The organism is Photorhabdus aballayi (assembly GCF_026153155.1).
In the GTDB taxonomy this organism is placed as follows: Bacteria; Pseudomonadota; Gammaproteobacteria; order Enterobacterales; family Enterobacteriaceae; genus Photorhabdus; species Photorhabdus luminescens.
The window spans coordinates 71,488-78,021 of record NZ_JAPFCD010000021.1; the positions used below are offsets into that span (position 1 = coordinate 71,488).

At 47.2% G+C, this 6,534-nt stretch carries 4 protein-coding genes; all 4 read right to left on the minus strand.

The features are described 5' to 3' along the window. Window positions 1-131: 131 nt before the first annotated feature. The 4 genes from OO184_RS12720 to OO184_RS12735 are packed head-to-tail and all read right to left on the minus strand — an operon-like array spanning window position 132 to window position 5,890. Complete coding sequence (locus OO184_RS12720) at window positions 132-1,055, minus strand: GNAT family N-acetyltransferase (RefSeq protein ID WP_265379505.1); 924 nt, start codon at window positions 1,053-1,055, stop codon at window positions 132-134. After that, on the minus strand, window positions 1,052-2,323 hold the full coding sequence (locus OO184_RS12725) for a phenylacetate--CoA ligase family protein (RefSeq protein ID WP_265379506.1): 1,272 nt from the start codon (window positions 2,321-2,323) through the stop codon (window positions 1,052-1,054). Before OO184_RS12725 ends, OO184_RS12720 begins: the two co-directional genes overlap by 4 nt. A 29-nt stretch (window positions 2,324-2,352) precedes the next feature. Next, window positions 2,353-4,758: an acyl-CoA reductase gene (locus OO184_RS12730; RefSeq protein WP_265379507.1), complete on the minus strand. Its 2,406-nt coding sequence runs from the start codon at window positions 4,756-4,758 to the stop codon at window positions 2,353-2,355. A gap of 1 nt (window position 4,759) precedes the next feature. Continuing rightward, a complete protein-coding gene (locus OO184_RS12735; RefSeq protein ID WP_265379508.1) occupies window positions 4,760-5,890 on the minus strand; it encodes a LuxE/PaaK family acyltransferase in 1,131 nt (376 codons plus the stop codon). Between the last annotated feature and the right edge of the window lie 644 nt (window positions 5,891-6,534).

Below are 6,534 nucleotides of genomic sequence, written 5' to 3' on the forward strand. Positions count from 1 at the left end.
AACAATCATGAGAATCACGAATAAATTGAATATCCGTTCAAAGTGCTGACCGAAAGACCAACACTTTGTCAATCATCTGTAAAACTATTTAGGTTTTGATGGGCTTTACTAAACTAATAATTGCAGGAAGGCTATGCTCCCGCACAAGCAAACATGCTTTGCAGGTGCAAACGACGAGCAAACTGACAATTTAAGGTCAACTCTTTCTTGCTATGTCCCCGAACCAGTAAAGCTTCCCAATGGTGATGATGACCTGGCACAAACCCGGTACAGGCAAATCCCGCCTGCTGCAAAATTTCCATTGCCTGAAGAGTCCCTTCTCCTACCGGCAGTTTCACATAGACCAGTTTATGTGCCGGTAACTCCGCCACCTCTTTTACCCGCTCGGTTGTCTGCTTTTCTATCCACACTTCCAACCGACAACCATGATTGGTTATACGGATATCAGCATCAGCCAACTCCTCCGGTTGCAAAGGCTCTTGACCAAACACTTGAGTCACCGATGTCAACCACCTTTGCCAACCGGAAGGCCAATGTAACTCTGGAAACGGCCAGCTTTGTAAAGGTAAACAACCCAGTACGATGCTTTCCGGTCGCGCCTGATCAAACGGTGATGTTACATAGTCCGGCAGCAATCCCGTAGTGTGAAACCCCAGATTTTGGGCCAAACGCTGACTATGGTTATGCGACGACACCTGTTTAATCGTGAGTATACTTAGCCCCATTTTCTTAGCCTGCTCACACAAATATCGACCCAATACAGTAGCAATACCCTGCCCACGCGCCTGTGGATGCACCACGATCAATGCCAGTTCAGCGCTTAATGGACAACTTTCATCCCGCCACAGCGCCGCATGCCCCAGCACTTGTCCATCCTGTACCGCAACGGCGGAATACCACCGTTTTGCCGCGTTATAGCGACCAAGCATGGTAGGTAAATAGACTTCCGGGTAGACATAATCTTCACCATAAACCGCCCGAAACAACGCACTCACTCCGGTAGCGTCCTCTTCCCGGAATAATCGAATTAATGGTATTCCTGAACTCATGCTCATGCGGCCTTCTCTTCAGCACCATAACCACGATGATCAACTACCCGCATCAATTTACCGGAACGTGGATGAGTGACCATATTTTCCAAAGCGCAGTAAGTCACCTCCACATGCAGTAATCCCTGATCACATAACTTTGCCATAGCGGGTTGTGCCGCCAACAATGTCTGGTGTACTGATGTTGTAGATGGCGCCAATGATGGATCGCCAGCTAACAATAGTTCTATCTTATCTATGCCGCTCTGACGGCTCAGCAATAACTGCCAAGCCAGTATGCCCTTTTGCTGTCGCAGTAAACGCGCAATATGGTCAGGAAAAATGGACAGTGAGCACACTCGAACTCGGTGGGCGCTACCCGCTCGCCCCTGCAAAGCGAATTTGCGGCGCGGCTGTCCCGGCGCTTCACACCAACAGGCCATGTCACCGGTAGGATAGCGGATAACCGGCATCAAACGCCGTTGCAAGTTGGTCACAACCAATAGGCCATTTTGTCCGGGCACGGTAATCGGCTGACCATTGGATTCGTCAATAATTTCGACAATAGTATCCGTATCAAAAACCCGATGTTCGCCGTAACAGCAATCGGGAGACGCCGACCCAATGAGACCCGCATCAACGCTGGCACAACCAACTGAACCAATACGCGCATTAGGAAATACATGGCTCAACAGTGTCAATTGCTCCGGAAACAGGCTTTCACCGCCGTACAACAGACGATCAATGCCGGGTATAGACTGGCCGCACTGCTGCAAAGTACTAGCAAAACGTAATAGTTGCACCGTCACCCCGGCCAGAACATTAATCCCCAAGCTGACAATCGCATCGGCCAGCGCCCGATCATCAACTGACCAGGTAAACGGATACTCCACCACCGGCACCGGTGAATAGGACAAAGCACCGTGAATAAACAACAAACTGGTATACAAATCACCAGCCACAAACAGATTAGCTACATGGTCGCCAGGCTGTAATTGCTGTGCCAACCCTTGACCAAATGCGCGTACAAAAGCACGCCATTCGCTACAACTGAACACCGACATCCGACCATCACTGGTAGAGCCACCGGTTTTAAACACATGACCACCGTTAACAGGGCCGGTTAACACCGGCCAATTTTCCAGCGACTGCGATTGCTGCCAATAGTCAGCAGGATTGATCAATGGCAGATCAGTTAACGCCCAACCAGATCGAGGCAGATCACGATAAAGATCTTTAAAAAAAGGAGCATGATTGCGGGCGTACTCAACCAAATCGCGTAATGATAGTGTCATGATTTACCCAAAAAGTAGTATTATCGGTCTCAGAATCGGCTATCCAGCACTAGCGGCGTTTTGCCACTTTGCGGATGACGATGGAACTGTCCAGCCGGTGTAGGGATAACTTCCAATTGCAGTAATCCACCGCTGACAACCTGATTCATCATCTTATGTCGCAGCAGATGCGCACGTACCTGATCAACATCTCCATCGGCTAATATATGGATATAATCACAACCACTGGAGTTGTTCCCTACCAGCCACTGCACCGGAAACGGCAGCCCGGCTGATAATTCTGTTGGGTTCAAAAAAATAGAACCTACCCGTAATAACACACCATGACGACCTCCCAATTTAAACCGCGGCGTTGGTAATCCACAGGCACAGGAGTCGGAAAGCCAATAACCTAAGTCACCTACATCGTAACGCTGAACCACCTGTCCTTCGCGAGCCAGAGAGGTAAACACCAATCGACCGGTTTCCCCTGTCGGAACAGGCTGATCACTATCAAGAGCCAAGATTTCCAACCATTGAATATCAGATAACAGATGAAACTCTCCCTCTTGGCAACAAGCACAAGCATGACCTAACGGACCAGCATCCACGGAACCGTAAATCGCCGAGCGAATTATCTGTACACCAAAACTGGACAGAAACCGACGCCGATCTTCACCAATATGCTCACCACCAGTAAAAATTTTGCGTATCCCGCCATAAGCGCGCAACGCAGCCTCTTCACATTCAAACAATCGGTGTATAGTACTTGACATTCCCGCCAGCGTATTGATCCCTTGAGTGACAATAAAGTGCCTGATTTGGCTAAAATCATCGTCTATTGGGCCACCCATCGGGTAATGAGGCACGGATAATTTATCCAGCATAGAGAAGCAACTCATCAAACCGCCATACAAGTTACTGCCATAAAACAAATTCATTACCCGGTCTTGTGATGGTTCCAGACCCGCAGCAAACAAACCATCTGCCGCAGCCTGCATTTGACAGTGATAATCTCGATGGCTGAAACCCGCCAGCTTTGGCTCGCCAGTACTGCCGCCGCTACGGAAAAACACTTGTGCTTTTGCCGTCATACCGCCGCTCTGAAACTTGGCTTTATCCATCACTGGAATCCCTGCCAACTCTGGCGGATTGGCCGACAATTTATCCAACGTGACATGGCTTGGCAGTTGTTCAGCTTTCAAACTGACGGAGACACGACGCGCCAGCCGAGTCAATGCATAAACACCATCATGGGGTTCACCCTCATAACCATCATGCATCTCTCCTGCCTGACATATCCGGCTAACACCGGCGGCTAACAACTGACGACTCAACATCGGCAGCTCTTTTTCTTTCGCTATCAAAGCACAACTTTGCAAATAGGTGCGCCACGGCAACAAAATCTCAACCAATTGCGCACGTGGAGCCGGACGGACTTGCAAAGTACGGAACAGAGGCGATGGCGCAAGCTCTTGACACTGTGTCCAGGCTACTCGCCAACCATTGCCTTTTTCTACTGAACCGTGAAGATCAGCAAAAGTATGATCCAACTGTAAGAATGCCATTTGGCTACTGATTTCCGCCGCTTCCTGTATATCTGGCTGTAAGGCTGGCCATACTGGCGCACGTCGTTCCAGTGCGGCAGCCACAGCACTAACCACTTGCCGTAAGACGTTCTCGTCAGTGCTATCGACCAATAAACACTGTGGACTGGAACACGCTTGTTGGTCAAAACGGCAAACATCATCAGCCACTGCATCGTAATCAGCATCACCGGCAACCATCGGGTCCAAATAAGCAAAACTGATGCGATGTCCCCAATCTATCCAACGGCAACCGGGCCGTAATTGGCTACGGATAGCGGTCAGGGCGCTATTACTCCCCCAGGCGGATACTGCATCAGCACACGCCAGTAATTCTGATAATTGATCTGACGGCAAAGGCAATACGGATATATAAGGCGCCAACGTGCCGCTCAGGTCATGACGCAGGAACTCAGCCAACATCTGCGCATTAAGGCCGTTATCACTGCTACTAGGACGTAACCAGTTGACATTACCCACTAGCAAGCTCTCCAACACTGCCATAAATGGCAGCAAAGGCGCGTTGGCAGGCGTAATATGCACGACCAGCCCCAATGGTCGCCAAGTTTCAAAACGGGGCTGCGTATAATCAAAGCGACGCAGAGAAAAGGGTTGTTCTCCCAGTTCGTGCCGCAACTTTGCCTCTAAAGAATCGCGATGACAGAAATGACGTAACTCGGTGATTGCGGCTGTATCCAGCTTAAGCTTAGCAGCAACCGTATCGAGACCCTCAACAAAGCGCTCAGCACACGCCAATATCTGTTGTACACTTGGGGGACAAGCCAATGTCTCAGACAAATTACCTTTCAGTTCCGCCAATACGGCAGCAGGTTCTAAGTCAGAAATAACCTTACCATTCACTAAATACATTTCAGGACTCCTTTATCAACTCAGAAGCAGCAATCGCACAACTACGGCTTTTACTTGTACCGGCACGACCTAGTAACTCAAACCAATCGGTAGCTAACTCACAACCACATTCAGCGGCCGGATGCAGCACCGCCAAATCGCTCACCACAATACTGTGTGCTGGACTGGAAGTAATATAGGGTGATATCAGATGCAGAAAACCTGGCTTACCATAGGGTTGAACCGCCATATTAGCCGTATCGCGGATATAGGCTCTGGCATAGGTCGGCACATGAAAATGGTGATTTCGGCACTCAACATAAGGCACAGGATGTTCAACCGAGCCGTAACCATCCCGGCACCGCTCGTCAGGAATACCCAGTTGTTCCCCCAAGCGCTGATACAATAAGGATTTTGGAATGGCTTTATCGGCGTGGGTTTTCCAGCCTCCACCTAAAAATACCAGTGACTCAGGATGCAACTGCACCGGCGGCAACCCCATTTCCTGCATCCGTTCCAGTGCGAACCACAAGAATGCCGGAAAGCCCAAGATACGCACCGGCAGCCCTTGGGCCGCAAATTCCTGCAAGGATCGAATGACGCCAAAAGGATCAAACTCATTGCTTTTCCCATTGTGGCGCAATGCATAATAAGCTTGGTTTATCGGCGCATATTTACACAGATACTGATCGGTATACGCGGTCCCCAACGTAATCGTGCCGGCAGGTTCATAACTTAGCAGCAAATAATTGCACGGCTGCTGCGGCGTATTCCAACCGTAATACTCGAAAATCCGTTCAACCATATTTTGAGCTGCACGCATACTACGAGCATCGTAACGCATACGGCTCTTTTGGCCGGTTGTCCCAGAAGAAGTCAACTCCAATGCATTCCTACCAGTGGCGCTGAGCAACAACTGGCGTTTGAAATAATTAGCGAAAATAGGCGGCAAACGCGACCAATCGTCCAGTTTCTCCAGTCTTTCCACTTCCAGACCGTTAGCCTTCAACCACAGGGAATAACCGGGAGTATTTTCGCAGTGGTATAGCGTCAACTCACGCATGGCAGCATCAAATAGTTGGTCGCAAACAGCATCGACTCGATAAGGATGATCAAACGCGCAAAGGGCGTCAACATAAGCAAGAGAGGTCAAAAGTCATCTCCAGAAATTAAAGAAAAAAGGGCATTTACTCCCTTAAAATAATAGGTACGTTGTTTCAACCTCCAGCAAGTAAAGCCCGCCGAAGAAAAAATGACGACATGTTGAATACAACTCCTTAACCAAATAAAAATGTGTTACCGTTTTGTAAAAAACTCACTTTTAATTTTGTTAATTCCTTGTAAATAAAAATGAAAAAATATAACAATAGTGATTTAAATAAAGGCTAATGTAATAACCAACTTATACCTAATAACCTTCTCAACGAGTTTAATCGTCATTATTTACACATTAATAACGCCAAAATGAACACATAATTACTTATCAAATATGAATTTATAATCAATATTTAACATTTGACAAAAAAATATAATGCTAAAATCTCTACGATATTTATATAATTAATAGTTAGCATGATAATCAATAACGTTACTTCTTTAATTCTCGTCAATTATTTAAACAGAAGAAATCTCTAAACCCGAAATAAAACCATTAAACCCAAGGAAATAAGATTATTATTTTCAGTGAGAAAACTATTTCAGGTAAAACATTATATGGTCTATTTCTATTCAATGATGAGCAATTTTCAGAATTATTCACAATATAATAATAAATACAGATAAATAATCTACATTTAT